We start from the raw sequence: 26,297 nt of genomic DNA on the forward strand, positions 1-26,297 counted from the left end.
CGCGTCCCCAGAATCGGCTGCCCGTACCCGCTGAGCCCTGTCAGCCGCCGACCGCGCGGGACCAACACGCACGGACGGCCACCAGCTTCCGGTCGAGTTCCGCATCCAGTAGCCGGTTGGTGGCCGTCCCCGGGAGCGTGAGAGTCCGGCCGCGCACCCTGACGACCCGTAGCTCGGACCAGATTCCGCTCCGGGTCACTCGCTCCCGGGTCTCGATGCCGGCGACCTCGTTCCAGGGGACGACCCGCCTGCTGACCCAGGTGCGGAACTCCAGCCCCCTCGCGGTCAGGTGGACCCGGCCATGGATCTGGTTGGCCGTGCTGACGAAGGCGACCACGGCGAGGACGCCGAGGCCGCCGGCCCACCACCACCTGCCCGGTCCGCGCGTGGTCAGGATCGCTGCCGTCACACCGGCCACCGCCAGCGTCACGAGGGCGTTCCGCCACCACAGCCTCCGACGGTCCGCGGAGTTGTAGCCGATCCGTATGTCAGGCACGACGCGATGCTAGCCATGTCCGTGAACACCACGACCGGCCTGGCAGCACGACGCACATGCCTGAGGTGTCCGGCTCCCTCACGCCCCCGCCGTGATCTCCTGCGCCAGCCTCACCAGTGCCGGGAGAGCCGGGTGGGTGGTGCGGTCCGGCCAGGCGAGGCTGACCGGGAGTGGGGGTGCGTCGGTGAGGGGGACGAAGGTGACGCCGGGGTGGGGGTGCATGCCCGGGGTGGCGGCGCTGGTGACGCCCACGGCGCGGTCGGCGGCGATGACGGCGAGCCAGTCGTCGGTGTTGGCGACGGTCAGGGCGCGGGTCGGGCGGGTGGCGGCGGGCCAGAGCGCGAGCGTGGTGGTGCCGGAGACCGGGTTGAGGGCTACCGGGTACGGGGCGAGGTTGGCCAGGACTAGTGCGGGCCGGTCCGCGAGCGGGCTGTCCGAGGGCACGGCCGCCACCCGGTCCTCGGTGAAGAGGGTGACCGCGACCAGGCCGGGGGAGTCGACGGGCCCGCGCAGCAGCGCCGCGTCGGTCGAGCCGGAGGCGATCCCGGCGGTGCGGTCGTCGTGGCGCAGGAGTTCCAGCGGTACGTCCGGGTGGGCGCGGCGCCAGCGGCGCAGCAGCGGGGTGGTGAACCGGCCCGCCGCCGACCAGGAGTGGCCCAGCCGCAGCGGGCGGGCCTCCGCGCGCCCGACGTCGAGGGCGTCGCCGAAGGCGGTGACGGCCGCGGCGGCCCGCACCCGGAAGGTCTCGCCCGCCGCGGTGAGCGTGAGGTGGTGGGTGGAGCGGTCCACGAGGCGTACGCCGAGGGCGGCCTCCAGGGTGGCGAGGGTGCGGGAGGCGGCGGGCTGGGTGAGGCCGAGGCGGGCCGCGGCCCGGGTGATGTTGCGCTCCTCGGCGATGGCGAGGAAGCAGCGGAGGTGACGGAGTTCCAGGTCGCGACGGGTACGCGCAGGGCTCATGCCTGGGGAGCATAACGGCTGTGCAGGAGGCATTTCACCGGGCGCGCGGAGGTGCGTAGCGTGGGGTGGCGTGCGCGGGTCGCCAGGGAGCGGGCGTGAGCGCGGTACAACTCCTTGGACCCGGCGGTGCAGTGCGGCGTACTGTCGTCGCGGCGTGGGTTCGGACGGACGGAAGGCGGAACAGCCAGTGAGCGGGCAGAGGACGGACGCGGTCGCGGCCAAGGCGGTGGCGGCGGGGGCCGCCGTCAGCACACCGGAGGCGGCCGGAGCGGTCGGCGTGAAGCGCCGCCGGGGCGCCGGGGGCCGGGGCTCGCTCGGCCCGGTCGGGCTGGTCCTCGCCGGCGGGCTCTCCGTGCAGTTCGGCGGGGCGCTCGCGGTGACGCTGATGCCGAAGGCGGGCGCGCTCGGCGTCGTCTCGATCCGGCTCGCCGTCGCCGCCCTCGTCATGATGGCCGTCTGCCGCCCCTCGGTGCGCGGCTACACCCGCGCCGACTGGGGCACGGTCCTCGCCTTCGGCACGGCCATGGCCGGCATGAACGCCCTCTTCTACCAGTCCGTCGACCGCATCCCGCTCGGCCCCGCCGTCACCCTGGAGGTGCTGGGCCCGCTCGCCCTCTCCGTCCTCGCCTCCCGCCGCCTGATCAACGTCCTGTGGGCGCTGCTCGCCCTCGCCGGGGTCTTCCTGCTCGGCGGCAGCGGCTTCGGCGGCCTGGACCTCGCCGGGGTCGCCTTCGCCCTCGGCGCGGGCGCCTGCTGGGCGGCGTACATCCTGTTCAGCGCCGGTACGGGCCGCCGCTTCCCGCAGGCCGACGGGCTGGCGCTGGCGCTGGTCGTCGCCGCCGTGCTGGTACTGCCGTTCGGGGTGGCCGACGCGGGGAGCGCCCTGCTCGACCCGGTCACCCTCGCCCTCGGCGCGGGCGTCGCCCTGCTCTCCTCGGTGCTCCCCTACACCCTGGAACTCATCGCCCTGCGCAGGCTCCCCGCCTCCACCTTCGCCGTCATGATGAGCCTGGAGCCGGCCATCGCCTCCCTCGCCGGCTTCCTCATCCTCAGCCAGGCCCTCACCGCCGTCCAGGCCGTCGCCATCGCCCTGGTCATCGGCGCCAGCTTCGGCGCGGTCCGCACCCAGGTCGGGCGGCGCCCCAAGCCCGCGAAGGGCGAGCCGGTGGCCTCGGGCGGCGCCTGAGGCCGGGAGCGGACGGCGAACAGGCGCACCGGAAGAAGCTCCGACTACTCGGGCAAGGGAATTCCCTCGGCTCTGGCGATGTCGAGCGCCCGCCCGACGCCGACCTCGGGCGCGGTGAAACCGAACTCCTTCCACGCGGATGGAACGGATCGGACATTCCCCGAGGTGCGGGATGCGCCTTCGCCGGGAAGCGCGAGGGTACGCGGCGGGTCCGGCTGCGGGAGCCTGGGCGTGTCGGTACCGGAAGAGGCGGCCCCCGCGCGTCACCGACGGCCTCCGCCCTTCGCCCCGTCACCATGGACAGGAGAGAGAGGAAGTGCGCCATGACCACGACCGATGACAGTCTCCCCGACCTCGGACCCGCCGCCATGGCGGTCGCCGCCCTGGTCGACCGGGTGACCCCGGAGCAGCTCGACGACCCGACGCCCTGCCCCGACTACGCGGTACGGAACGTGCTCGGCCATCTCAGCGGGCTCAGCCTCGCCTTCCGGGACGCGGCCCTGAAGCACGTGGGGCCGACCACGGACACCGACCCGGGGGCGAGCCTTCCGGACATCGGTGAGGACTGGCGCCCGGTGCTGGCCGCGCGGCTGACCGAGCTGCCGGCCGCCTGGCGCAGCCCGGGCGCGTGGGACGGCATGACGCAGGCGGGCGGGGTGACCTTCCCGGCCGCGGACGCGGGGGTGGTCGCCCTCAACGAACTCGTCGTCCACGGCTGGGACCTGGCCCGCGCCACCGGCCAGCCCTACGCCCCCGAACCGGTGGACCTGGAGGTCGCGTACACCATGCTGTCGGCGGCCGCCGAGTCCGGCGAGGAGGCCGGCGGCATGTTCGGGCCGCCGGTCGAGGTGGACGAGAACGCGTCCCTGCTGGACCAGGTCATCGGCCTGAGCGGACGCGACCCGGCGTGGACGCCCTGAGGCGGCGCCGGGCGCGTCCGGCGGTGGGTCAGGCCCGCACCAGGATGTACGTGCCGGAGCCGTCCTGCCGGCCGCTGCTGTACTGGCGGACGGGCTGGTTCTCGGCGTGCCGGTCGTGGCCGGCCATGTAGCCGGTGTGCTTGTTCTGGACGCCGACCCGGTCGGAGCCGGGGACGTCGCGGTAGAGGTGGAAGCGCTGGAGGTTGTCGGTCCGGCAGTCGGTCTGCACGAGGGGCGCGCCCTCGTCGCCGGCGGTCGGTTCCGCGACGGCCAGGCACTTGTTGCTGGAGCGGTTGACGAAGACCCGCTCCACGATGCCGTTCTCCTCGGGCGCGTCGCACATCTGCCACTGGTCCAGGTTGAGGCTGAAGATCGTGGAGGGCTTCAGCTGGACGGTGTCGCCCTGGAGGAGGGGCGGCGCGGTCCAGAAGAGGGACCCGTCGGGCGTGCCGATCTTGTAGTAGCCCTCGGCGCAGGTGAGCGCCGCCCGGGTGCCGGCGGTGCGGTCCGTCCGGTCCGTCCGCTCCTGGGCGGCCTTCGCCGGTAGGGCTGCCGCCGCCTCCTTCGCCGCCGGTGCCCGGCGCGGCCCGGTGGCGGCCGGGTCGCAGTCGAGGAGGTCCTGCGCCTTGCGCATGATGCTGTCGGCCGGCACCACGTCCTCGCAGCGCACCGCGCCCTCTTCGAGCGTGGTGTACGTGGTGTAGCTGCCCCGGTCGGCGGCCTCGACCCAGCGCAGGCCCCAGGTGCCGTCGCCGAGGTCGACCCGGTTGCAGTTGAGGCTGCCGTAGGTCCCGGTGACCTTCTTCGTGCCCTGGTAGAGGCCGTAGTAGCCGGGCTTCTGGAAGTCCCAGGTGATCTTCTTCGCGGTGGTGCCGGTGGAGGTCGACTTCATCTGCACCTCCAGGCCCACCGAGGCCCCCGCCTCATTGAGGGCCTCCACGTCGAAACCGGCGTTGAGGGAGGTCTTCTGGCCGACCGACACCTCGATGACGGTCTGCGTGGTGGTTTCGACGGTCTGCGAGCCCAGCGAGCCGTCGGTGACGTACCAGCCCTTGAAGTGGGTGATGGCCGGGGCGACTTCGGCGCTCTTGACGAAGGCGTGGCGCTTGCCGAGGTCGGCGGCGGTACAGGTCTCGCCCAGTTCGGCCTGGCCCGCTGCGACGCCGGGCGACGGCGTCCCGGCGGCGGCCGGTGCGGCGGCGAAGCCCAGGGCGGCGGTCGTGGAGACGGCTGCGGCGGTGAGGGCGAGGAGACCTCTGCGTAAGCGGCTGGTGGGTGTGGTGTGCGGCATCGTGCGTTTCCCCCTCGGTGTGGTGCTCGGACAGGTCACCCGCGTGCGGGCGCGGGTCCGGTCCGGTGGTCGGCCGGTCCGGTGGTGAGCCCGAGTGAACCTAGTGCGGGTGGGCAGGGCGGTGCGACGGCCGAATCGGCCAAGGGGTGGTCGCGGAGGGCGGAATGGCCTGTTCTCCGTGGCTGCCCCGCGAAAAAACCTGCAAGCACGCTTGCTTGTTTCTTCTCGCGCTGCCATGCTCCGACCACGCCGCACTGCCCGCCGTGCCCGGGAGGAACGAGCCGTGTCCGATCCCCTGCCCGTACTGGACGACCTGGCTGCCGAGAGTGAGGAACTCGACGCGCTGGTGGCCGAGTTGAGTGATGCCGAGTGGAAGGCGGTGACGCCTGCCGAAGGGTGGGCCGTCGCGCACCAGATCGCCCATCTGGCCTGGACCGACCGGGCGGCGCTGACCGCCCTCACCGACCCCGCCGCCTTCGACGCCCACCTGGCCGAGGCGGCTGCCCGGCCGTTCACCTTCGTGGACGAGGGCGCCGAGGCCGGGGCCGCGCAGCCGACCGCCGCACTGCTCGCCGGGTGGCGCGCCGACCGGGCCGCGCTGGACGCCGCCCTGCGCGCGGTCGGGCCGGGGACCCGGGTGCCCTGGTACGGGCCGCCGATGAGTGTGCCGTCGATGGCGACGGCCCGGCTGATGGAGACCTGGGCGCACGGCCAGGACGTGGCCGACGCCCTCGGCGTACGCCGCGAGCCCACCGCCCGGCTCCGCCACATCGCCCGACTCGGCTGGCGGACAAGGGACTTCGCCTACGCGATGAACGGGACGGCGGCGCCCGAGGTCCCGTTCCGCATCGAGCTGACGCCGCCGGACGGGGGCGTGCTCTGGACGTACGGGCCCGAGGACGCGCCCCAGCGGGTCACCGGCCCGGCGCTGGACTTCTGCCTGCTCGTCACCCGCCGTGCCCACCGCGACGACCTCGCCGTGCGGGCCGAAGGGCCGGACGCGGAGCGGTGGCTGGACCTGGCGCAGGCGTTCGCCGGGCCGCCCGGCACGCCGCGCGCCCCGCGCGGGGAGGCGGCGTGAGCGCCCCGGCGCCGCTGCGGATCGGCAACGCCTCCGGGTTCTACGGCGACCGGTTCGACGCGCTGCGCGAGATGCTGTCCGACGGGCCGCTCGACGTGCTGACCGGCGACTACCTCGCCGAACTCACCCTCCTCATCCTCGGCCGCGACCGCCTCGCCGACCCGGAGCGCGGCTACGCCCGCACCCACCTGCGCCAGCTGGAGCAGTGCCTGGGCCTCGCCCACGAGCGCGGGGTGCGCGTCGTCACCAACGCGGGCGGCCTGAACCCGGCCGGACTGGCCGACCGGATCAGGGAGCTGGCGAAGACGCTCGGCCTGCCCACGCGGGTCGCGCACGTCGAGGGGGACGATCTGCTGCACCGGCCCGGCGGCTGGGGCGAGGGGGTGCTGACCGCCAACGCCTACCTCGGCGGGTTCGGCATCGCCGCCTGTCTGGAGGCGGGCGCCGACGTGGTCGTCACCGGGCGGGTCACCGACGCCGCCCTCGTCTCCGGGCCCGCCGCCGCCCACTTCGGCTGGAGCCCGGACGACCACGACCAGCTCGCCGGGGCCGTCGTCGCCGGGCACCTGCTGGAGTGCGGCACCCAGGCCACCGGCGGCAACTACGCCTTCTTCACCGACCACGACCCGGCCCTCCTGCGCCGCCCCGGCTTCCCGCTCGCCGAGATCCACGCCGACGGCAGCAGCGTCCTCACCAAACACCCCGGCACCGGCGGCGTCGTCACCGTCGGCACCGCCACCGCCCAGCTCCTCTACGAGACGAGCGGCCCCCGGTACGCGGGCCCGGACGTCACCGCCCGCCTCGACACCGTCCGCCTCGGCCAACAGGGCCCCGACCGGGTCCGCGTCGAGGGCGTACGCGGTGAGGCCCCGCCGCCCACCCTCAAGGCCGGGCTGACCCGGCTCGGCGGGTGGCGCAACGAGGTCGTCTTCGTGCTGACCGGGCTCGCCATCGAGGCCAAGGCGGAGCTGGTCAAGGCGCAGCTGGGGGATGCCCTCGCCGCCGCGGGGCCCAAGGAGGTCCGCTGGGAGCTGGCCCGTACCGACCACGAGGACGCCGCCACCGAGGAGACCGCCAGCGCGCTGCTGCGGCTGGTGGTCCGGGACCCGGAGGCGGAGAAGGTGGGGCGGGTCGTGAGCGGGGCCGCCGTGGAGCTGGCGCTCGCCGGGTACCCCGGGTTCCACCTCACCGCGCCGCCCGGCAAGGGCTCCCCGTACGGGGTGTTCGAGGCGGTTCCGGTGGAGCGGGACCAGGTGACGCACACCGCCGTGCTGCCGGACGGGGAGCGCGTGACCGTGCCCGAGCCGGAACGCACCCGTGCCCTCGCCCCGGCCGCGGAACCGGAGCTGCCGGAGCCGCTGCCGCCCGGCCCGGCCCGCCGCCTGCCGCTCGGCACCGTCGCCGGGGCCCGCAGCGGCGACAAGGGCGGCAGCGCCAACATCGGCGTCTGGGTGCGCGACGAGCGGGCGTACCGCTGGCTGGTGCACACGCTGACCGTCGAGCGGCTGCGCGAACTGCTGCCGGAGACGGCCGGCTTGGCGGTCACGCGGTACGCGCTGCCCGCGCTGTACGCCGTCAACTTCCATGTCGACGGGCTGCTCGGTGACGGGGTCGCCGCGCAGGCCCGGTTCGACCCGCAGGCCAAGGGGGTCGGGGAGTGGCTGCGCGCCCGCCACCTCGACATCCCCGAAGCCGTCCTCAGCCAGGAGGTACCGCATTGACATCCTCCCCGCCCTAAAGGACGGGGATTCCTGGCTCACGTTGGCTGGGGACCAGCGGTCCGCCAGCTCTTACACGATCAGCACCAGCCGGGTTGAGACCAGCCCGGACCAGCATCACGCGGGCGGAGTTCTTGTCCCTGGGGGATACGACTCCGCATGCGGTGCAGGTGTAGGTACGTTCCGAAAGAGGAAGTGCGTGCTTGGTTCTCGCTCCGCACGACGCGCAGTCCATGGTGGTGTGCGCGGGATGCACGAGACGGATGTCCCGTCTGTGCTTGCGGCCCATCTCGATCAGGGCCGTCTTCGTGGCACCGATCGCCGCGTCAGCGGCTTTGCGGGCCATGGTGGTCTTCGCGAGGAACTTCGGGCGGAAGCCCTCGACGGCGATGGCGTCGTGGTCGGTCACGATGCGTTTGGCCCACTTGCGGGCGGCGTCCTGGCGTTGCCGGGCCACCTTCTTGTGCACCTTCGCGGTCTGCCGCTGCGCTTCGCGGTAGCCCTTGGAGGCTGCCTGCCCGCGCGCGGGGCGGCGGCGGGCCATCATCCGCTGGTAGCGGGCGAGGCGCTGAGCCGCACGCTTGCCGTGCTCGGTGTGTGGGAGGTCGTGCGCGTCGCTTGTGGTGGTGGCGGTCTCCTTGACGCCCCAGTCCACGCCGAGCACGCGCCCCGTGGCCGGGAGCGGCTGGGCTTCGGTGGCGACGACGAACGACGCGTACCAGTGCCCGAGGCTGTCTTGGTAGACGCGCACGCTGGTGGGCGGGGCCGGGAGGTCGCGGGACCAGACGACCGTCAGTGCGATGCCGCCCGCGACGTGCAGGCGGCCGTCCTTCAGCCGGAATCCGCGCTGCGTGTAGTTCAGCGTGGGCAGCGCGTCATGCTTGCGCTTGATCCGGGGCATCCCTGCACGCTGCCGTACCGGAAGCTTCGCCTTGATGTCCTTCAACGCTTTGGCGCGGGACTTCGCGAAGTCGCGGATGGTCTGCTGCTGCGGCACCGACGCGCCCTCACGCAGCCACGACATCGCGGTCCGGGCCTCGGTCAGCATCTTGTCCAGCCGCGCCGGACCGCACGTCGCCTTCTCAGCCGCGTCGCGGTTCGCGGTGTGGACCTCGCGGGACATGGCCACGCACTCGTTCCACACCCACCGGCAGCGCGCCCACTCGGCCATCAGGCCCGTGCAGGCAGTCGACGACACGCGGAGTCGGTAGGTGTACCGGGCGTGCCCAGCATCCCCCGAAACCTTTTCCCGTGTCGCCATGACACCACTTTACCACCGGCCGACCACTCGAAGCCCACTACTCTGGAGCCATGGATGAAGAGAAGCGCATCACCCTCCGACTGCCCGCTGACCTGCACGAGTGGCTGGCCGCTCAGGCCAGGTCCGCCCGAAGGTCCCTCAACTCCGAGATCGTCTACCGGCTGGAGGTCGAGCGCGACGCTGCCGTGGCGGACGCCGAATCGCCCTGACGGCGATTCGGCTTTCCCTGCCCTGCTCCGCAGGAGTCCGATTCCTCCCCGGCCTGAAGGCCGGGGCATCCTCGGAGGAACCCAGTGACCGTCCTCGCCACCGCGCTGGACACCGCTTCGGCCGAGTACGCGGCCCACCGCGAGGCCCTGCTCGGCAAGATCGACGCGCTCGACGCCGAACACGCCAAGGCCCTCGCGGGCGGCGGCGAGAAGTACGTGGAGCGGCACCGGGGGCGCGGCAAGCTCCTCGCCCGCGAACGCGTCGAACTGCTGCTGGACGAGGACACGCCCTTCCTGGAGCTGTCGCCCCTCGCCGCCTGGGGGAGCGAGTACGCGGTGGGCGCCTCGCTGATCACCGGCATCGGCACCGTCAGCGGCGTGGAGTGCCTCATCACCGCCAACGACCCGACGGTGCGCGGCGGCGCCTCCAACCCGTGGACGCTGAAGAAGGCCCGGCGGGCCAACGAGATCGCCTTCGCCAACCGGCTGCCCTGCATCAGCCTCGTCGAGTCGGGCGGCGCCGACCTGCCGTCCCAGAAGGAGATCTTCATCCCCGGGGGCGCCCTCTTCCGCGACCTCACCCGGCTCTCCGCCGCCGGAATCCCCACCGTGGCCGTGGTCTTCGGCAACTCCACGGCCGGGGGCGCGTACATCCCCGGCATGTCCGACCACGTGATCATGGTCAAGGAGCGCTCCAAGGTGTTCCTCGGCGGGCCGCCGCTGGTCAAGATGGCGACGGGGGAGGAGAGCGACGACGAGTCGCTGGGCGGCGCCGAGATGCACGCCCGCGTCTCCGGCCTCGCCGACCACCTCGCCGAGGACGAGCCGGAGGCGCTGCTCCGCGCTCGCCGCGTCGTCGCCCGCCTCAACTGGCGCAAGGCGCACCCCGATCCGGCCCCCGCCGAGGAGCCGAAGTACGACCCGGAGGAACTGCTCGGCATCGTCCCCGAGGACCTGAAGACGCCCTTCGACCCGCACGAGGTCATCGCGCGCCTCGTCGACGGCTCGGACTTCGACGCGTTCAAGCCGCTGTACGGGCCGAGCCTCGTCACCGGCTGGGCCCGGCTCCACGGCTACCCGGTCGGCATCCTCGCCAACGCGCAGGGCGTGCTGTTCAGCGAGGAGTCGCAGAAGGCCGCCCAGTTCATCCAGCTCGCCAACCAGCGTGACATCCCGCTGCTCTTCCTCCACAACACCACCGGCTACATGGTCGGCAAGGAGTACGAGCAGGGCGGCATCATCAAACACGGCGCCATGATGATCAACGCGGTCTCCAACTCCCGCGTCCCGCACCTGAGCGTGCTGATGGGCGCCTCGTACGGCGCCGGGCACTACGGCATGTGCGGCCGCGCCTACGAACCTCGGTTCCTCTTCGCCTGGCCCAGCGCCAAGTCCGCCGTCATGGGCCCGCAGCAGCTCGCCGGGGTCCTGTCGATCGTCGCCCGCCAGTCGGCCGCCGCCAAGGGCCGCCCCTACGACGACGAGGCGGACGCCGGGCTGCGCGCCATGGTCGAGCAGCAGATCGAGGCCGAGTCGCTGCCGATGTTCCTCTCCGGGCGCCTCTACGACGACGGCGTCATCGACCCCCGCGACACCCGCACCGTGCTCGGCCTGTGCCTGTCCGCCGTCCACACCGCCCCCGTCGAGGGCGCCCGTGGCGGCTTCGGCGTCTTCCGGATGTGAGGACCTCCACCATGACCACCACCCCTCTGACGCGCGTCCTCGTCGCCAACCGGGGCGAGATAGCCCGCCGCGTCCTGCGCACCTGCCACCACCTGGGCCTCGCCACCGTCGCCGTCTACGCCGACCCCGACGCCACCGCCGCCCACGTCCGCGAGGCCGACGCCGCCGTCCGGCTCCCCGGCGACAGCCCGGCCGACACCTACCTGCGCGCCGATCTCGTGGTCGCCGCCGCCCGCGCCGCCGGGGCCGACGCCGTCCACCCCGGGTACGGCTTCCTCTCCGAGAACGCCGGCTTCGCCCGCGCCGTCCAGGACGCCGGGCTCACCTGGATCGGGCCGGACCCCGAGGCGATCGAGGCGATGGCCTCCAAGACCCGCGCCAAGAAACTCATGGCCGACGCCGGAGTGCCGCTCCTCGGGCCGCTCGACCCCGGCGCCGTCACCGAGGCCGGCCTGCCCGTCCTCGTCAAGGCGGCGGCCGGCGGCGGCGGACGCGGGATGCGCGTCGTCGAGGCCCTGGACGAGCTGCCCGCCGCCCTGGAGGCGGCCGCCGCCGAAGCGCTCTCCGCCTTCGGCGACGGCGAGGTCTTCGTCGAGCCCTACCTGCCCTCGGGCCGCCACGTCGAGGTGCAGATCCTCGGCGACCGGCACGGCACCGTCTGGGCGCTCGGCACCCGCGACTGCTCCCTCCAGCGCCGCCACCAGAAGGTGATCGAGGAAGCCCCCGCGCCCGGCCTGCCCGACGCCCTGCGCGAGCGGCTGCACGAGGCCGCCACCGCCGCCGCCCGCGCCATCGGCTACACCGGCGCCGGCACCGTCGAGTTCCTCGTCGCCGACGGGCAGGCGTACTTCCTGGAGATGAACACCCGCCTCCAGGTCGAACACCCCGTCACCGAAGCCGTCCACGGCGTCGACCTGGTGGCCCTCCAGCTCGCCGTCGCCGAGGGCGAGGCGCTGCCCGCCGAACCGCCCCCGCCGCACGGCCACGCCGTCGAGGCCCGCCTGTACGCCGAGGACCCGGCCGCCGGCTGGGCCCCGCAGACCGGCACCGTCCACCGCCTCGACGTCCCCGGCGCCGACCGCGCCCACCTGCCCGGCGGCCAACCGGCGGCCCTGCGCCTCGACTCCGGCTACGAGGCCGGGGACACCGTCGGCGTCCACTACGACGCGATGCTCGCCAAGGTCATCGCCTGGGGCCCCACCCGCGAGGCCGCGATCCGCCGCCTGGCCGCCGCCCTCACCCGGGCCCGGCTGCACGGGCCCGCCACCAACCGCGAACTCCTCGTCCGCTCCCTGGAACACCCCGGCTTCCGCACCCTCGCCGGACTCGACACCGCCTTCTACACCCGCCACCTCGACACCCTCACCCGCCCGGCCGGCGACGGCCGCCACGCCGCCGTCGCCGCCGCCCTCGCCGACGCCGCCCACACCGCCGCGCGCTCCCGCCTCGGCGCCGGAGCCTGGCGCAACCTCCGCTCCGAGGACCCCGTACGCCGCTACCGGGCCGACGACGGGACGGAGTACGAGATCCGCTACCGGCCGGGGCGGAACGGCTGGACCCTGCCCGGCGAGGGCGGCCCGCGCGTCGTCTCCGTCACCCCGGACGCCGTCGTCCTCGCCGACACCGGTGAGGTGGGCGGGGTCGAGCGGCGGTACGAGGTCGGCCGGGCCGGCGGGCGCGTCCACGTCGACGGGCCGCACGGCGGCCTGAGCCTCGCGCCCGTCTCCCGGCACCCCGACACCACCGCCCGGCAGGCGCCCGGCTCGCTGCTCGCGCCGATGCCCGGGACCGTCGTCCGCGTCGCCGACGGCCTCGCCGAAGGCAGCGCCGTCACCGAGGGCCAGCCCCTCGTCTGGCTGGAGGCGATGAAGATGGAACACCGCATCCTCGCCCCCGCCTCCGGCACCCTCACCGCGCTCCACGCCCACCCCGGCCGTCAGGTCGAGGTCGGTGCCCTGCTCGCCGTCGTCCAGGAGGAAACCGCGTGACCACCACCGCCACCACCCTGATCGAGTCCGAGGAACTGCGCGACCTGCGCGCCGCCGTCGCCGCCCTCGGCGCCAAGCACGGCCCCGACGCCGACCCCACCGCCGTCTGGGCGGAGGCCGGGAAACTCGGCTACCTCGGCGTCAACCTGCCCGAGGAGTACGGCGGCGGAGGCGGCGGCATCACCGAACTCTCCCTCGTCCTGGAGGAGATGGGCGCCGCCGGGTGCCCGCAGCTGATGATGATCGTGTCGCCCGCGATCTGCGGCACGGTCATCGCCCGGTTCGGCACCGAGGAGCAGAAGCGCCGCTGGCTGCCGGGGCTCGCCGACGCCTCCCTCACCATGGCCTTCGGCATCACCGAGCCCGACGCCGGCTCCAACTCCCACCGCATCACCACCACCGCCCGCCGCGACGGCGACGAGTGGGTCCTCAACGGCCGCAAGGTCTTCGTCTCCGGCGTCGACATCGCCGACGCCACCCTCATCGTCGGCCGCACCGAGGACGCCCGCACCGGCCGCCTCAAGCCCTGCCTCTTCATCGTCGACCGCGACGCCCCCGGCTTCGGGCGCCGCCACATCGAGATGGAGATCGACGCCGCCGAGAAGCAGTTCGAACTCACCCTGGACGACGTACGCCTCCCCGCCGACCGGCTCGTCGGCGACGAGGACGCCGGGCTCCTCCAGCTCTTCGCCGGACTCAACCCCGAACGCGTCATGACCGCCGCCTTCGCCCTCGGCATGGGCCGCTACGCGCTGGCCAAGGCCGTCACCTACGCCAAGGAACGCACCGTCTGGAAGGCCCCCATCGGCTCCCACCAGGCCATCGCCCACCCCCTCGCCCAGGCCCACATAGAGCTGGAACTGGCCAAGCTGATGATGCAGCGCGCCGCCGCCCTCTACGACGCGGGCGACGACTTCGGCGCCGGGGAGGCCGCCAACATGGCCAAGTACGCCGCCGGGGAAGCCTGCGTCCGCGCCGTCGACCAGGCCGTGCACACCCTCGGCGGCAACGGCCTCACCCGCGAGTACGGCCTGGCCCGCCTCATCACCGGCGCCCGCGTCGCCCGCATCGCCCCCGTCAGCCGCGAGATGATCCTCAACTTCGTCTCCCACAGCAGCCTCGGCCTCCCCAAGTCCTACTGAGCCGCCCGCCGACCCGTCGTCCCCGGGGCGGGGTGCCCGCAGCACCCCGCCCCCACACCCCGCCCCCACATCCCGACCCCACCCGAGAGGCCCGACCATGGCGTACGTCCTCCAGAGCGACCAGCGGGGCATCCGCACCCTCACCCTGGACCGGCCCGAGCAGCGCAACGCCCTCTCGGACGCCCTCGTCGCCGAACTCGACGCGGCGCTGGAGCGGGCCAGGGCCGACCCGGACGTACGGGCCGTGCGGCTCACCCACACCGGGACGACCTTCTGCGCCGGGGCCGACCTGCGCGACCCGCCCGACCCGCACGCGCTGGTCGCCCTCATGCGGCGGATCGTCGCGCTCGACAAGCCCGTCGTCGCCCGCGTCACCGGGCACGTCCGCGCGGGCGGCCTCGGACTGCTCGCCTCCTGCGACATCAGCGCCGGCGGGCCCGGCGCCACCTTCGCCCTCACCGAGGCCCGCATCGGCGTCGCCCCCGCCGTCATCTCCCTGCCGCTGCTCCCGCGCCTCGACCGGGCGGCCGCCGCCCGCTACTTTCTCACCGGCGAGAAGTTCGGGCCCGAGGAGGCCGCCCGGATCGGGCTGCTCACCCTCACCGGGGAGGACGTCGACACCGCTCTCGACCCCGTCCTCGACGGACTGCGGCGCGGCTCCCCGCAGGGCCTCGCGGAGTCCAAGCGCCTGGTCACCGCTACAGTGCTGAAAGCCTTCGACCGGGACGCAGACGACCTGGTGGAGCGCTCGGCGCGCCTCTTCGCCTCCGCCGACGCCCGCGAAGGGATGACCGCCTTCCTCGAACGACGGGATGCCGCATGGGTGTGGTGACCTCCCCCAAGCAGGACCGCAGCCGCGCCACCCGGCAGCGGCTGCTCGCCGCCGCCGTCGCGTGCCTCGCCGAGCGCGGCTGGGCCGGCTCCACCGTCTCCGTCGTCGCCGAACGCGCCGGAGTCTCCCGGGGCGCCGCCCAGCACCACTTCCCCACCCGCGAGGACCTGTTCACCGCCGCCGTCGAGTACGTCGCCGAGGAACGCTCCACCGCCCTGCGCGCCCTCGCCCCCGAAGGCCGCGCCCAGGCCGTCGAAGCCCTCGTCGACCTCTACACCGGCGACCTCTTCCGCGCCGCCCTCCACCTCTGGGTCGCCGCCTGTGACGAACCCCAACTGGGCGCCCGCGTCACCGAACTGGAGGCGCGGGTCGGCCGCGAGACCCACCACATCGCCGTCGCCCTCCTCGGCGCCGACGAGTCCCGCCCCGGCGTCCGCGAACTCGTCCAGGGCCTCCTCGACATGGCCCGCGGCCTCGGCCTCGCCAACCTCCTCACCGACGACACGGCCCGCCGCCGCAAGGTCGTCACCCAGTGGACCCGGGTCCTGGACGGGGCCCTGGGCTGATCCCCTACGCCCGCAGAACCACCCCCGGCCACCTCATCACTCTTGAGAAGGACGGGAGTTGAGGCCGCACGGCCGATTCCCCCCGCCCCGCGCCCGCTGAATGATCCCTCCTGTCCGACCACGCGACCGGAAGGAACGAAGACGTGCGCAGAAGAGGTCTCCCGCCCGTGCTGGCCGCCGGCGTCACCGCCCTGCTGGCCCCGCTCCTCGCCGCACCCCAGGCCGCCGCCGCCCCCGGGCCGGCCACCGCCCCCACGGCCGCCGAGCGCGGACTCGACCGGTACGTCCAGCAGAAACCCCGCTGGAAACGGTGCGAGGCCGACGCCCCCGCCGAGTTCCAGTGCGCCACCCTCAAGGTCCCGCTGGACTACCGCGCCCCCGAGGGCAGACAGCTCGACCTGGCGATATCGCGGATCAGGAGCACCGACCCCGGCAAGCGCCACGGCGTCCTGCTCTCCAACCCGGGCGGCCCCGGCGGTCCCGGCCTCTCCATGCCGCTGGGCATGCGGGAGATGCTCCCCGAGGCCGCCCTCGCCACGTACGACCTCATCGGCTTCGACCCGCGCGGCGTCGGCGAGAGCAGCCCCGTCTCCTGCGGCCTCACCCCCGAGGAGGAGAACTGGCTGCGGCCCTACAAGGAGGAGAGCTTCGAGAAGGACGTCGCCTGGGCGCGCGGCTTCGCCGACAAGTGCGAGAAGAAGGCGGGGGACGTTCTCCCGCACCTGACCACCCGCAACACCGCCCGCGACATGGACCTGCTCCGCGCGGTCCTGGGCGAGAAGAAACTCTCCTACGTCGGCTACTCGTACGGCACCTACCTGGGCGCCGTCTACACCCAGCTCTTCCCGCGGCGGGCCGACCGGTTCGTGCTGGACAGCGCCGTCGACCCGGCGCTCACCTGGCGGGGCATGGTCCAGTGGTGGGCCTGGGGCGCCGAACCGGCCTTCGACCGGTGGACCGAGTGGGCCGCCGCGCGCTCCGACACCTACGACCTCGGTACCACCCCCAAGGAGGTCGACCGGACCTTCTGGGAGCTGGTCGCCCGCGCCGACGAGGAGCCCGTCGTGCTCGACGGGCAGCCGCTCGACGGCGACACCATCCGCGGCGGCATGCGCGCCGCCTTCTTCAGCCCCGCCTACGCCACCGAGGTCGTCGTCGAGCTGAAGAAGGCCGCCGAGGGCGAGCCCGCCTCCGCGAAGAAGCTCGCCGCGCTCACCGGGCAGGGGCGTACGGCCGAGGACAACATGACGGCGAGCGCCTTCGCCGTGATCTGCGGCGACAACACCGCCGCCTGGCCCCGCGACCCGGAGACCTACCGGCGCGAGGCGATCGAGGACAAGGGCCGCTACCCGCTCTACGGCGACTTCGCCTCCTCCGTGAAGCCCTGCGCCTTCTGGGGCGAGTCCGCCGAACCGGCCACGAAGGTCCGCAACCACGTCCGCTCCCTCGTCGTGCAGAACGAGTGGGACTCGCAGACCCCGCTGCCCAGCGGCCAGGCCCTGCACTCCGCGCTCAAGGGCTCGAAGATGGTCACCGTCGCCGGCGGCGAGGGCCACGGCGTCTACCCGAGCGGCAACGCCTGTACCGACGGCGCCGTCGAGCGGTACCTGCTGACCGGAAAGCTCCCCGCCGAGGACGTCACCTGCCGGGCGACGCCCGAGTCCAACGCCGGGGCACGCGAGAACCAGCGGCCCGACACCCTCCCGGGCTCCCCGCTCCCCGAGCGCGCCCCCGACCGCTTCTGACCCCGGACACGGCGACGGGCCCGGCCGCCCCCTCGACGGCCGGGCCCGTTCCCGTGCGGACGTACGCCTGCCGTCAGCCCGCCAGGCCGGGGATCTGGTCGTACCCCTCGATGGCCTGCGGGGAGCGCGAGGCCGGGCCCGTGTACCGGGCGGAGGGGCGGACCAGGCGGCCGGTGCGCTTCTGCTCCAGGATGTGCGCCGACCAGCCGGCGGTGCGGGCACAGGTGAACATCGAGGTGAACATGGGCGCGGGGACCTCGGCGAAGTCCAGCAGGATCGCGGCCCAGAACTCCACGTTGGTGGCGAGGACACGGTCCGGGCGGCGCGCGTGCAGCTCCTCCAGCGCGGCCTGCTCCAGCGCGGCCGCCACCTCGTAGCGCGGGGCCGCCAGTTCCTTGGCGGTGCGGCGCAGGACGCGGGCGCGCGGGTCCTCGGCCCGGTAGACGCGGTGGCCGAAGCCCATCAGCCGCTCGCCCTTGTCGAGGGCCTGGCGCACCCAGGCGCGGGCGTCACCGGTCCGCTCGATCTCCTCGATCATGCCGAGCACCCGCGAGGGCGCCCCGCCGTGCAGCGGACCCGACATCGCGCCGACCGCGCCGGAGAGGGCGGCGGCCACGTCCGCGCCGGTGGAGGCGATGACGCGGGCGGTGAAGGTGGAGGCGTTCATGCCGTGCTCGGCCGCCGAGGTCCAGTAGGCGTCGACGGCCTTGACGTGGCGCGGGTCCGGCTCGCCGCGCCAGCGGATCATGAACCGCTCGACGACCGACTCGGCCTTGTCGATCTCGCGCTGCGGCACCATCGGCAGGGCCTGGCCGCGCGCCGACTGCGCCACGTAGGAGAGCGCCATCACGGCGGCCCGGGCCAGGTCGTCGCGGGCCTGCTTCTCGTCGATGTCGAGCAGCGGGCGCAGGCCCCAGGCGGGGGCGAGCATGGCGAGCGCCGACTGCACGTCGACACGGACGTCACCGGAGTGGACCGGGATGGGGAAGGGCTCGGCGGGCGGCAGCCCCGGGTTGAACGCGCCGTCGACCAGCAGGCCCCAGACGTTCCCGAAGGAGACGTGGCCCACCAGATCCTCGATGTCGACGCCCCGGTAGCGGAGCGCGCCGCCCTCCTTGTCCGGTTCGGCGATCTCCGTTTCGAACGCGACGACCCCTTCGAGACCGGGTACGAAGTCGGACATCAGGCGGCTCCTTCGATTGCGTACAAGCAGACGGGGCGCCCGGGGGCAGGGTGCGGCCCGCCCCTCCGGGAAACACGGACGATACCCCTGAGTGCCACCTTTGGGGAGTCCTGTGGCACTGAGTGCCACGATCGCGGTACTCGCGCCCTCGCGCCACTCGGGACAAAGGGGTACGAAGTGGGCGACGGGCCGGGTCCGGGCGCGCCCCCCGCGCCGTGCGGCAGGATGGCGGCGTGACCGACGCAGAGGGCGGCCCCGTGCGGGCCGCGTCCGAATCACTCAACCCCGCCGCGATGCGCAAGCAGTACCGCAGGGACGGCCTCGACGTGAGCGCGCTCGCCGCCGACCCCATGGAGCAGTTCGCCCACTGGTTCGCCGAGGCCGCCCGCGACGGCCTCTACGAACCCAACGCCATGATCGTCTCCACCGCCGGCGCCGACGCCGCCCCCGACAGCCGCACCGTCCTGCTCAAGCAGTACGACCGGCGCGGCTTCGTCTTCTACACCAACCACCACTCCCGCAAGGGCACCCAACTGGCCGAGAACCCGCAGGTCGCGCTCCTCTTCCCCTGGCACCCGCTGGCCCGCCAGGTCCGCGTCACCGGCACCGCCGCCCAGGTCCCCCGCGAGGAGACCGCCGCCTACTTCCGCACCCGCCCGCACGGCTCCCAGGTCGGCGCCTGGGCCTCCGACCAGTCCGCCGTCGTCCCCGACCGCGCCACCCTCGACCGCGCCTACGCCGAGCTGGCCGCCCGCCACCCCGAGGGCGATCAGGTGCCCGTACCGCCGCACTGGGGCGGCTACCGCGTCACCCCGCGCACCGTCGAGTTCTGGCAGGGCCGCGAGAACCGCCTCCACGACCGGCTGCGGTACGTCCGGTCCGGCGACGGCGAGGACTGGCGCGTCGAACGGCTCGCACCCTGACCGCGTACCCGCGTGCGGACACGCAGACGGCCCGCGAACCTGGTTCCCCCTCGCGGGGGAGCCGGCCGGACGTACCGGCGGCTCGCGGGCCGGGTGACTGCTCGGGATTGGCCGGCTGTGCGGAGCGGAACCCCGCACCGGACCGGCGCCACGCTTGACCCGGCCGAAGCCGGGGAGACGCGACAACGGGCCGCTAGCCCGCAGTCACCTCACGCGTCCGGTATGTGTACATCTGCCGAACCACCTCCCTTCTCGTGTACCACCAGCCTAGGAAGCCCGCCGATCGTGTTCAACCGGATATCCGCACCCGTCCGACCCCGGCGATTTCCGCGAACCCCGTGTGGGCCGCGCCACAGTCGAGTTGAATGCCGGTACGTGCAGCGGCACGTGCAAGATCCCGTGCGGCGGCCACGCCCGCGGGCGGACAGGCTCGACCACGTGCGGGACGGCATGCGCGACAACATGCGGGACATCGTGTGCAATCGGCCCATGGGGGGCGCCCGATGAGTGCTTACGGGCACAGCGGAACCACCGACGCGCTCGGCCCCGAGGACCCGGGCCCCGACGGCGGCGACCTCCTCGCCGCCCTCCTCGACGGCATGGACGCCGCGCTCTGCGCCTTCGACGCCGACCACGTCCTCACCCACTGGAACCGCGAGGCCGAACGCGTCCTCGGCTGGAGCGCCGCCGAAGCCGTCGGCCGCCGCGGCCTCGCCGGCTGGGCCGTCCGCCCCGGCGACGCCGCCGACGTCGAACACCGCCTCTTCGGCGTCACCGCCGAACGCGGCCGCGAGGTCCACGACGTCGCCCTCCTCACCCGCGACGGCCGCCGCGTCCTGGTCCGCGCCCAGACCTCCGCCGTCCGCGGCCCCGACGGCGAACCCGCCGGGATCTACTGCGCCTTCAGCGAGGTCCACACCCAGATCGACCTCGAACGCTCCATCGCGCTCAGCGAAGCCCTCTTCGAGGACGCCGCCTGGGGCGTCGTCCTCGTCGACGCCGACCTGCGCCTCGCCGTCCTCAACGCCCACGCCGCCTACGCCCTGGGCACCAGCCGCTCCACCGCGCTCGGCCGCCCCCTCGGCGACCTCGTCCTCCAGGGCGTCGAAGAACTCGAATCCGCCCTCACCCACGTCCTCGCCGACGGCACCCCCACCGCCCCCGTCGAACTCTGGGTCACCGTCCGCACCGACGAGGGCGAACAACGCCGCTGCTGGCGGTGCGGCTTCGTCCGCCTCGCCTCACCGCTCGCCCAGGAACCCGTCCCGCTCGGCGTCGGCTGGCTCTTCCAGGACCTCACCGAGGCCAAACAGACCGAGCAGGAGAACGCCCGCCTGCGCTTCCGCTCCCACCAGCTCCACCGGGCCGCCCGCGTCGCCACCGAGTGCGAGGACCCCGCCGAGGGCGCCGTCGCCCACCTCGACTTCGCCCTCGCCGGCTTCGCCGACCACGCCCTCCTCGACACCGTGGCCCCCGGCAGCCCCACCCGCCTGCTGCGCACCGCCGCCAGCCCCTCCGGCGAACCGGGCCAGCCCCTCAACGGCGCCCCCGCCGGCATGCCCGCCCGCTACCCCGAGGGCCACCCCGCCCTCCAGTGCGCCGAACGCGGCGGCACCCTGCGCGCCGCCGCCGGCACCGGACCCGGCGCCATCGCCCCCGACCGGCCCGGCGGCGAGGAGGCCGCCCGCGCCTGGGCCGACGCCCACCTCTGGCCCGAGTCCACCCGGCACGCCCTCTGCACCGTCCTGCGCAGCCGCGGCCGCACCCTGGGCGTCCTCACCTTCCTCCGCGTCGGCTCCCGCACCCCCTTCGAACGCGCCGACCTCGCCCACGCCGAATCCGTCGCCGCCCACATCGCCCCGCTCCTGGACCTGACGAACCGCCGCTGACACACGCACCGGGGGCGGCGCCTTCGTCGTGACGAAGACACCGCCCCCGGGGGCACGCGCCACTCAGTGCTGGTAGTAGATCCGGTCGCGGTAGGTGGCGAAGACCTCGGCGTTCCAGGCGTGGCCGCCGTCGACGTTGCCCGAGCGGAGCATCGGCGGCTCCACCCCGCGCTCCAGCAGCGCCCCCGCCGCGCTCGCCATCACCGCCTGCAGGACGGCACTGGTCACCACGGTCGACGCGGGCGCGAACGGCGCCCCGATCCCCTCCACCGACAGCTCCGCGTCCCCCACCGCGATCTTGTTGTCCAGCACCACGTCGCAGTGGTCCTTCAGGAACGTCCCCGAGGGATTACGCGCCGTCGTCCCCTCCGCGTACGCCACCGAGGTCACCCCGATCACCCGGACCCCGCGCGCCCGGGCCGCCTGCGCCATCTCCACCGGCAGCGCGTTGCGGCCCGACAGGGAGATGATCACCAGCGCGTCCCCGGCCCGCAGCGGCGAACTGTCCAGCACCGCCGTCGCGTACCCCTCGACCCGCTCCAGCGCCGAGCCGAGCGTCGCGGGGCGCACGTCGACACCGACCAGGCCCGGACCGGCCAGCAGGTTCATCAGGGCGAGACCGCCCGCGCGGTAGACCAGGTCCTGGGCCGGGAGCGAGGAGTGGCCCGCGCCGAAGGCGAAGAGCCGCCCGCCCGAGGCAGCCGTGTCGGCGAGCAGCGTGCCCGCCGCCGCGATCGACCCGGCCTCCTCCTCCCGGACCCGGGCCAGCAGCGCCATCGCCGCGTCCAGGAAGCCGGTGGCGAGACCGCCCGGCGAGGCGGCGGGGGTCGCGGTCGTCGTGCCGGGGGTGGAGGTCATCGGCGGTGGCCTTTCGGTGAGCGGCACGGGGCGTACGGCGGGGCGGCCGGCACCTTGGTCCGGACCGCGACGCGCCTCACGGTGCGGTCTGGACCAGCGCACTGTCAAGGTGCCCCAGGGGCTCGCGGGGCGTGCGGGGAGGGCGCGCGACCCGGCCCGCCGGGCTCCTGCGGACGCCCTCGCGAGCGGCCCGGCACGGTTCCCGGGCCGATGCGTCAGAATTGAGGTCAGGGCCAGCGCACGACAGCATCTGAGGGGCACGAATGTCCGGACTGATCGACACCACGGAGATGTACCTCCGCACCATCCTCGAACTTGAGGAAGAAGGCGTGGTCCCCATGCGCGCCCGGATCGCGGAACGCCTGGACCAGAGCGGGCCCACGGTCAGCCAGACGGTCGCCCGGATGGAGCGGGACGGCCTGGTGGCCGTCGCCAGCGACCGCCACCTGGAACTGACCGAGGAAGGCCGGCGCCTGGCCACCCGGGTCATGCGCAAGCACCGGCTGGCCGAGTGCCTGCTGGTCGACGTGATCGGCCTGGAGTGGGAACAGGTGCACGCCGAGGCGTGCCGCTGGGAGCACGTCATGAGCGAGGCGGTCGAACGCCGCGTCCTCGACCTGCTCCGCCACCCCACCGAGTCCCCGTACGGCAACCCCATCCCGGGCCTGGAGGAGCTGGGCGAGGAGGCGGGCGCCGACCCGTTCCTCGACGAGGGCATGGTCTCGCTGGCCGACCTCGACCCCGGCAGCGAGGGCAAGACCGCCGTCGTCCGCCGGATCGGCGAGCCCATCCAGACCGACGCCCAGCTCATGTACACGCTGCGGCGGGCGGGCGTGCAGCCCGGCTCGGTGGTCAGCGTCACCGAGTCGGCCGGCGGCGTCCTCGTCGGCTCCAGCGGTGAGGCGGCCGAGCTGAACAGCGAGACCGCCTCGCACGTATTCGTCGCCAAGCGCTGACCGGCTGCCGCAGGCGGCCCACCGTGGGCCGGGGCGTCCCCTCCGGGGGGCGTCCCGGCCCTTTCGCGTTCCGGGCGTCCGCCCGCGCCGGTGGGGCTGCCCGTGCCGGTGGGGCGGCGCGGGCGCACGGGTCGCGGCTTGACCGGGAGTTGAAGATTCTGTGTGCGGAACGGCAGCGCGCGGCGGGTGGCTCGTGCAAGGCTGTTGTCAGGCATATGACGTGAAAACTCTTGACCGTCCTGGGTGCCCGGCTCCGCCTGCCCGCGCGGCGCCGCCCGGGGTGCCTGGGGAGGGGGCGGACCGTGCGCCGATCCTTCACGGGCCCCACACCGGGCCCCGTCCGCCCCACCACCGCGTCGGCCTTCCCGCCCGCGCGCAGTACGAGGCCCCGGCGCCCATCGGCGCCGGGGCCTGTCCTCCCCTGTCGTGATCCGGAGCCCCGAGCTCCCAGGATCACTCCCGTCGGACCGGTTTCCCCGAGCGGTCCGCCTCCCGCTGAAGATCTCCCCTCGGGGGCGGGCGGCAACCCTTGACGGGTGTCACTCGAAAGTGGGGTGTAGCCCGCAGGAGGAAGCGGAGTCGAATGCTTGTTCGGTAACGTGAGGCGGAGGGCGCGACCGTGATCGAGAAACAGGACACGGATCGGGCGAGCCAGAGACTGTGGGGGTGCCAGAGCATGGTGCGGCGCATCGAAGTGACCGGTTCCGGGGGCGTACCCCTAGCCGCCTGGGAGTTCGCCGACCCGCCCAAGGCCGGTGACGCGGCGGGCGAGACCGGACGCGCACCGGGGGTGCTGTTACTGCACGGCCTGATGGGCCGCGCCTCGCACTGGGCCGCAACCGCCCGCTGGCTCGCCGAACGCCACCGGGCCGTCGCCCTCGACCAGCGCGGCCACGGCCGGAGCGCCAAACCCACCGACGCGCCCTACACCCGCGAGACCTACGTCGCCGACGCCGTCGCCGCCATCGAACAGCTCGGCCTCGGCCCCGCCGTCCTCGTCGGCCACGCCATGGGCGCCCTCACCGCCTGGCAGCTCGCCGCCGCCCGGCCCGACCTCGTGCGCGGCCTCGTCATCTGCGACATGCGCGCCTCCGCGCTCGGCGCCGCCTCGCAGCGCGAATGGGAGCAGTGGTTCGACGCCTGGCCCACCCCCTTCGCCACCCTCGGCGACGTCCGCAAGTGGTTCGGCGAGGACGACCCCTGGGTCGAACGCCCGAGCGCCGCCCGCGGCGAGTTCTACGCCGAGGTCATGACCGAGCACGAGGACGGCTGGCGCCCCGTCTTCTCCCCGGCCCAGATGCTCCGCACCCGCGAGACCTGGGTCCACGACGCCCACTGGGACGAACTCGCCCAGGTCACCTGCCCCACCCTCGTCGTCCGCGGCCTCGACGGCGCCCTCGGCCGCGCCGAGGCCCAGGAAATGGTCCGCGTCCTGCCCCAGGGCCAGTACGCCGAGGTCACCGACGCCGGCCACCTCGTCCACTACGACCAGCCGGGCGCCTGGCAGGCCGCGGTCCAGCCATTCCTGGACGGGTTGCCGGAGGGGTGAGCGGGGGCGGGTTGGGGGCTTGCCCGGCCTCGCTCGACGTTCGCGGGGCGTAGCGGCTGCCAGGGCGGCGTGGGGTCCTCGCGTCAGCCGGCGGACCGTGGCACCGGGCGGCGCGGTCACCCCGTCGCGGCTGTCTTCCGGCGCCGGGGCCTACGTGAAGGCCACCGCTGCAAGGCCGTCCGCGTCCCCGTCGGCGGCTTCCGCCGGGCGGTCGCGTGGGGATCACCGGCAGGCTGGATCGACCGTGCTTCTGCGTGGTGTGGCCGTGGGCTCGGCAAGCCTCGGCAGTCGCCGCCTGCCCGGCACAGGCATCTGTTGCATCCCGCCGGTGAGCGCGGAGGGCATCTACCGGGCCCTCCGTGATGCCGGTGTCCGCCACGCCGAGAACGGCGACCGGGGCCCCTCGACAGCTAGTCCGAGATCTGCCTGCCGCGCTTCGGGAACTATCACGCGTTGACCAGCTGGACCGGTGGATTCATGCGCGACGGGGGCGCCCCGGACCCGCCGGAGCGTTCCGCAGGGGGTGCCCGTTTCGAAGTGCGACACCGGTACACGCCTAGGAGGCGGCGAACACGCTGCCCGGCGAGCTGACGTCCAGGGCCAACGAGCGGGACGGGGGCGGTGCGTCGTGTGCCGGACGGGGTGGCGAGGCGGTCGGCCGACCGGCAGGCCACCCCGTCCCCGTCACAGGACGGCGAGCCGGTCCACCAGGAGTTCCGTGCGGGCCTCGGCGTCGCCCGGGGGCAGCCGGCCGGACCGGGCCAGGGTGGCCAGCCCGTGCAGGGACGCCCAGAACACCTCGGTGAACAGTGCCGGGTGGACGCCATCGCCGGAGACCTCCCCGAGGGACTCCAGCAGGGCGGCGAAGGCGTCCTGAAGGGGTTCGGGGGTGTCCTTCCGGGCGAACGCCAGGCCGCCGTCGAGCTGGAAGATCGCGTCGTAGACCGCCGGGTTCCGGGCGGCGAAGACGAGGTACGCGCGGGCCAGGGCGGTGACCCGGCCGCGCGGGTCCCGCTCCGCGCCGGTCGCCGCCCTGAGCGACGCGGCCAGCTCGGCTGCGCCTTCGAGGGCGACGGCGCCGATGATCTCCCGTTTACCGCGGAAGTGGCTGTAGAGGACGGGCTGGCTGTACTCGATGCGCTCGGCGAGCCGACGGGTGGTGACCGCGTCCCAGCCCTGCTGCTCGGCGAGTTCCCGGGCGGTCGCCACGATGAGGCGCTCGCGGTCCGCCCGTTCGCGCTCCTTGCGTTCCTGTACCGACATGCTCCGAACCCTAGCACCGCTAGACAAGCGAGCGGCAGTTACGCTAGCGTCGACACGTCAGCTATCAGTGCTAGATTTCTGGTTCTGGAGGATCGTCATGCTCCACGCACTTCAGGTCTTCACCACGGTGGTCGTCGGCGTGATGGTGGGGGTGGAGTTCTGCGTCGCCGTCTTCGTCAACGCGATCATGAACGCCCTCCCCGGCGACAACGGCCAGCTCGGCCGCTCCCACGGAGCCCGCCTGCTCGGCGCCGTGATGCCCTTCTGGTACTTCACCTCACTCGGCCTCGCCACGGTCTGGGCCGTCGTCACCTGGGGCGAGCCTGGCTCCGCCCTCGTCGTCACGGCGGGCGGGCTGCTGGTCGTCAGCGTCCTCATGTCGGTCCTGCTGCTCGTCCCCATCAACAACCGCAGCAAGACCTGGACCCCCGAGAACCGGCCCGCCGACTGGCAGCAGCAGTCGAAGCGCTGGGAGCTGTACCACTACCTGCGCGTCGCGGTGATCGTGGCGGCGTTCGCTCTGCTGGTGGGGGCGCTGGTCTGAGGGGTGGGTGGGGTGTGGCTGGGATGGGCGAGGGGGAGGGCGGGGGAGCTTGTGGGG

At 74.0% G+C, this 26,297-nt stretch carries 23 protein-coding genes; 16 read left to right on the plus strand and 7 right to left on the minus strand.

What is annotated here, in order from left to right; genetic code table 11:
• Positions 1 to 40: 40 nt before the first annotated feature.
• Both IF45_RS0125345 and IF45_RS0125350 read right to left on the minus strand, forming a co-directional pair.
• A complete protein-coding gene (locus tag IF45_RS0125345) occupies positions 41 to 496 on the minus strand; it encodes a PH domain-containing protein (protein ID WP_003950064.1) in 456 nt (151 codons plus the stop codon).
• Positions 497 to 574: 78 nt separating this feature from the next.
• Positions 575 to 1,453 carry a LysR family transcriptional regulator gene (locus tag IF45_RS0125350; protein ID WP_008404051.1) on the minus strand — a complete coding sequence of 293 codons (879 nt, stop codon included), beginning with the start codon at positions 1,451 to 1,453 and terminating at the stop codon, positions 575 to 577.
• A gap of 187 nt (positions 1,454 to 1,640) precedes the next feature.
• Between IF45_RS0125350 and IF45_RS0125355 the strand changes: the two genes are divergently transcribed.
• Together IF45_RS0125355 and IF45_RS0125360 are read left to right on the plus strand one after the other, a co-directional pair.
• Positions 1,641 to 2,639, plus strand: coding sequence for an EamA family transporter (locus tag IF45_RS0125355; RefSeq protein WP_030309773.1), 999 nt, complete (start codon positions 1,641 to 1,643; stop codon positions 2,637 to 2,639).
• A 323-nt stretch (positions 2,640 to 2,962) separates the two neighbouring features.
• Entirely contained in the window at positions 2,963 to 3,559 is a 597-nt protein-coding gene (locus tag IF45_RS0125360) for a TIGR03086 family metal-binding protein (RefSeq protein ID WP_010643277.1), read from the plus strand.
• A gap of 28 nt (positions 3,560 to 3,587) precedes the next feature.
• On the opposite strand, the gene IF45_RS0125365 is transcribed toward IF45_RS0125360, so the two are convergent.
• Entirely contained in the window at positions 3,588 to 4,850 is a 1,263-nt protein-coding gene (locus IF45_RS0125365; RefSeq protein WP_030309774.1) for an RICIN domain-containing protein, read from the minus strand.
• 283 nt (positions 4,851 to 5,133) lie between these two features.
• On the opposite strand from IF45_RS0125365, the gene IF45_RS0125370 reads away from it, so the two are divergent.
• A complete protein-coding gene (locus tag IF45_RS0125370) occupies positions 5,134 to 5,931 on the plus strand; it encodes a TIGR03084 family metal-binding protein (protein WP_030309775.1) in 798 nt (265 codons plus the stop codon).
• Complete coding sequence (locus tag IF45_RS0125375; protein WP_030309777.1) at positions 5,928 to 7,652, plus strand: acyclic terpene utilization AtuA family protein; 1,725 nt, start codon at positions 5,928 to 5,930, stop codon at positions 7,650 to 7,652. The genes IF45_RS0125370 and IF45_RS0125375 overlap by 4 nt, the downstream gene beginning before the upstream one ends.
• A 13-nt stretch (positions 7,653 to 7,665) precedes the next feature.
• Here IF45_RS0125375 and IF45_RS0125380 read toward each other — a convergent pair whose 3' ends face one another.
• Positions 7,666 to 8,910: an RNA-guided endonuclease InsQ/TnpB family protein gene (locus tag IF45_RS0125380; protein WP_030309780.1), complete on the minus strand. Its 1,245-nt coding sequence runs from the start codon at positions 8,908 to 8,910 to the stop codon at positions 7,666 to 7,668.
• Between the two features lie 50 nt (positions 8,911 to 8,960).
• Here IF45_RS0125380 and IF45_RS32630 point away from each other — a divergent pair, with 50 nt between their 5' ends.
• The 7 genes from IF45_RS32630 (at position 8,961) to IF45_RS0125415 (ending at position 17,075) form a co-directional block, all read left to right on the plus strand.
• On the plus strand, positions 8,961 to 9,119 hold the full coding sequence (locus tag IF45_RS32630) for an Arc family DNA-binding protein (RefSeq protein WP_030309782.1): 159 nt from the start codon (positions 8,961 to 8,963) through the stop codon (positions 9,117 to 9,119).
• Positions 9,120 to 9,203: 84 nt separating this feature from the next.
• Complete coding sequence (locus tag IF45_RS0125390) at positions 9,204 to 10,802, plus strand: acyl-CoA carboxylase subunit beta (protein ID WP_018896259.1); 1,599 nt, start codon at positions 9,204 to 9,206, stop codon at positions 10,800 to 10,802.
• An 11-nt stretch (positions 10,803 to 10,813) separates the two neighbouring features.
• The gene (locus IF45_RS0125395) at positions 10,814 to 12,790 is read left to right on the plus strand and encodes an ATP-binding protein (RefSeq protein ID WP_030309786.1); all 1,977 of its coding nucleotides are present in this window, start codon (positions 10,814 to 10,816) and stop codon (positions 12,788 to 12,790) included.
• Entirely contained in the window at positions 12,787 to 13,932 is a 1,146-nt protein-coding gene (locus tag IF45_RS0125400) for an acyl-CoA dehydrogenase family protein (RefSeq protein WP_003950076.1), read from the plus strand. Before IF45_RS0125395 ends, IF45_RS0125400 begins: the two co-directional genes overlap by 4 nt.
• Positions 13,933 to 14,029: 97 nt before the next feature.
• Positions 14,030 to 14,764, plus strand: coding sequence for an enoyl-CoA hydratase family protein (locus tag IF45_RS0125405; RefSeq protein WP_030309789.1), 735 nt, complete (start codon positions 14,030 to 14,032; stop codon positions 14,762 to 14,764).
• Positions 14,752 to 15,330, plus strand: coding sequence for a TetR/AcrR family transcriptional regulator (locus IF45_RS0125410; RefSeq protein WP_010643269.1), 579 nt, complete (start codon positions 14,752 to 14,754; stop codon positions 15,328 to 15,330). The genes IF45_RS0125405 and IF45_RS0125410 overlap by 13 nt, the downstream gene beginning before the upstream one ends.
• Before the next feature lie 167 nt (positions 15,331 to 15,497).
• Positions 15,498 to 17,075 (plus strand): alpha/beta hydrolase, encoded by a 1,578-nt coding sequence (locus tag IF45_RS0125415; RefSeq protein ID WP_030309791.1) that lies wholly within the window; start codon positions 15,498 to 15,500, stop codon positions 17,073 to 17,075.
• Between the two features lie 73 nt (positions 17,076 to 17,148).
• On the opposite strand, the gene IF45_RS0125420 is transcribed toward IF45_RS0125415, so the two are convergent.
• Positions 17,149 to 18,258, minus strand: coding sequence for a citrate synthase 2 (locus tag IF45_RS0125420; protein ID WP_010643267.1), 1,110 nt, complete (start codon positions 18,256 to 18,258; stop codon positions 17,149 to 17,151).
• A 233-nt stretch (positions 18,259 to 18,491) separates the two neighbouring features.
• Between IF45_RS0125420 and pdxH the strand changes: the two genes are divergently transcribed.
• Positions 18,492 to 19,181, plus strand: a complete 690-nt coding sequence (pdxH, locus tag IF45_RS0125425; protein WP_030309794.1) for a pyridoxamine 5'-phosphate oxidase — start codon at positions 18,492 to 18,494, stop codon at positions 19,179 to 19,181.
• A 503-nt stretch (positions 19,182 to 19,684) separates the two neighbouring features.
• Positions 19,685 to 21,070, plus strand: coding sequence for a PAS domain-containing protein (locus tag IF45_RS0125430; RefSeq protein WP_030309796.1), 1,386 nt, complete (start codon positions 19,685 to 19,687; stop codon positions 21,068 to 21,070).
• A gap of 63 nt (positions 21,071 to 21,133) precedes the next feature.
• Here IF45_RS0125430 and IF45_RS0125435 read toward each other — a convergent pair whose 3' ends face one another.
• Positions 21,134 to 21,928, minus strand: coding sequence for an SIS domain-containing protein (locus tag IF45_RS0125435; protein WP_003950084.1), 795 nt, complete (start codon positions 21,926 to 21,928; stop codon positions 21,134 to 21,136).
• Between the two features lie 263 nt (positions 21,929 to 22,191).
• Here IF45_RS0125435 and IF45_RS0125440 point away from each other — a divergent pair, with 263 nt between their 5' ends.
• Positions 22,192 to 22,884, plus strand: a complete 693-nt coding sequence (locus IF45_RS0125440; protein WP_003950085.1) for an iron-dependent transcriptional repressor DtxR — start codon at positions 22,192 to 22,194, stop codon at positions 22,882 to 22,884.
• A 676-nt stretch (positions 22,885 to 23,560) separates the two neighbouring features.
• A complete protein-coding gene (locus IF45_RS0125445; protein ID WP_030309798.1) occupies positions 23,561 to 24,433 on the plus strand; it encodes an alpha/beta fold hydrolase in 873 nt (290 codons plus the stop codon).
• 684 nt (positions 24,434 to 25,117) lie between these two features.
• Here IF45_RS0125445 and IF45_RS0125450 read toward each other — a convergent pair.
• Positions 25,118 to 25,696 (minus strand): TetR/AcrR family transcriptional regulator, encoded by a 579-nt coding sequence (locus IF45_RS0125450; RefSeq protein WP_003950087.1) that lies wholly within the window; start codon positions 25,694 to 25,696, stop codon positions 25,118 to 25,120.
• A 97-nt stretch (positions 25,697 to 25,793) separates the two neighbouring features.
• Here IF45_RS0125450 and IF45_RS0125455 point away from each other — a divergent pair, with 97 nt between their 5' ends.
• Complete coding sequence (locus IF45_RS0125455; protein WP_003950088.1) at positions 25,794 to 26,240, plus strand: anthrone oxygenase family protein; 447 nt, start codon at positions 25,794 to 25,796, stop codon at positions 26,238 to 26,240.
• Positions 26,241 to 26,297 lie beyond the last annotated feature (57 nt).

The organism is Streptomyces albidoflavus (assembly GCF_000719955.1).
GTDB classification, from domain to species: domain Bacteria; phylum Actinomycetota; class Actinomycetes; order Streptomycetales; family Streptomycetaceae; genus Streptomyces; species Streptomyces albidoflavus.